A 1,604-nucleotide genomic window follows, 5' to 3' on the forward strand; every position below is an offset into this window, starting at 1 on the left:
AGACGAGCCGCAGATCGACCAACCGCCCGTCATGCTCCAGCCGGATCGCGTCGGCCGGATCGAGGGCGAGACGCGAGGGCGGCAGACGGAAGGCCGCAGTCTCGCGACCCACCCACGCCTCCATCAGCGCGCGGCGGCAGCGTCGTTCGGCCTCCTCGGGCGGAACGGCCATCGGGAAGGACTCGGAGGCGATGCGGGTCGTGTCCACGGTGATGCGCCGCGCCTCGACGAGGGCGGCGTCGTAATCCTCGTCGGCGCGGGCGATCTGCCACTTCAGCGCCTGCGGCAGTTCGGTCTCCTGGCCGCGCGTGAGCTCAAGCACGTCGCCCTCGCGGGCGGCCACAAGATCGTCGGGCGCAAGGGTGGCGACCGACGCCCGGCCGCGCATGATGAACCGGATCACGCCCTCGGTCTCCACGGCGTCAAACCCGAAATGCCGCGACAGCGTGGTGATGGAGGCGCGCGGGCTTTCCAGCGCGGTGATGGCGTAGCCTTCGACAGCGCCCCAGAGGCCGGTAACGTCGATCCGGGACTCGGGCAGCCCGGCGCGCAGGCAGAGGTGCCGCACGAGCGCCGCCAGCGACACCGCGCCGAGCCGCCCGGTCAGCCAGTGCCCGAGCCGCCAGTTCGCGCCGTCCGTCCAGACGTCGGTCAGCGCCGGAAAGAACGGATAGGGCCGTGCGTCCCAGGTCCAGGCGGCGCATTCCGGCACATGCACCATCCGGCCGCCGTAGACCGAGGACACCGGGTTGTTCGCGGCCTCGCCCCACCAGAGATAGGTCGCCTCGAGATAGGCGCGCTGGATGGCGTCATCGCGCCAGCCCCGCGAGAAATGCGGCGTGAAGCTCTCGGACGACTTCGGATCGAAGAAGACGTTCGGCTGGTTGGTGCCCCGGTCGATGGCGGGGCAACCGAGTTCCGTGAACCAGATCGGCTTGGACTCGGGCGCCCACTCCGTCGGCGTCGCGCTCTCCAACCCGCCCGGGCGGTCGTAGTGCGGGTTCGACCACCAGGCCCGCAGATCCTTGTAGCGGAAGACCCACGGCTTGGCGTTCGGCGGGTCACTCGAACCGGTGGCGTTCCCCGCCTCACCACCATCGGTGATCGGCGTGCGCACCTGCGCGGTGCGATCGACGGCACTGGCATAGAACCAGTCGAAGCCTTCGCCGCCGGCGATGTTCGTCTGCAGGTAGGCGCGGTCGTAGATCGCGGGCCAGCCCTCGTTCGGGGGCTCGCTCGAACCAATGGCGCTCGCCCCCTCACCGTCGGCGTGCTCGAACCCGTCGCGCCAGTCCGACAGCGGCATGTAGTTGTCGATCCCGATGAAGTCGGTGTTCGTGTCCGCCCAGAGCGGATCGAGGTGGAAGAACACGTCCCCGCTGCCGTCGCCGGGCTGATGCCCGAAATATTCCGACCAGTCGGCGGCGTAGCTGATCTTCGTGCCCGCTCCGAGGATGGATCGGACATCCGCGGCAAGATCGCGAAACGCCTGAACGGCCGGATAGCTGGACGCGCCCGAGCGAATGGTCGTCAGCCCGCGCATCTCCGAACCGATCAGGAAAGCATCGACCCCGCCTGCGACGGCGCAAAGATGGGCGTAATGC

Annotated in this window: 1 protein-coding gene; it reads right to left on the reverse strand. The window is 69.2% G+C overall.

The window, feature by feature from the left end; translation table 11 throughout:
* Positions 1-1,604 (reverse strand): glycoside hydrolase/phage tail family protein (locus tag ENN83_RS13940; protein WP_287187908.1); only part of this gene is annotated, 1,604 nt, incomplete at both ends.

Origin of the sequence: Rhodovulum sp. (genome assembly GCF_011048875.1) — a bacterium.
GTDB lineage: Bacteria > Pseudomonadota > Alphaproteobacteria > Rhodobacterales > Rhodobacteraceae > Rhodovulum > Rhodovulum tesquicola.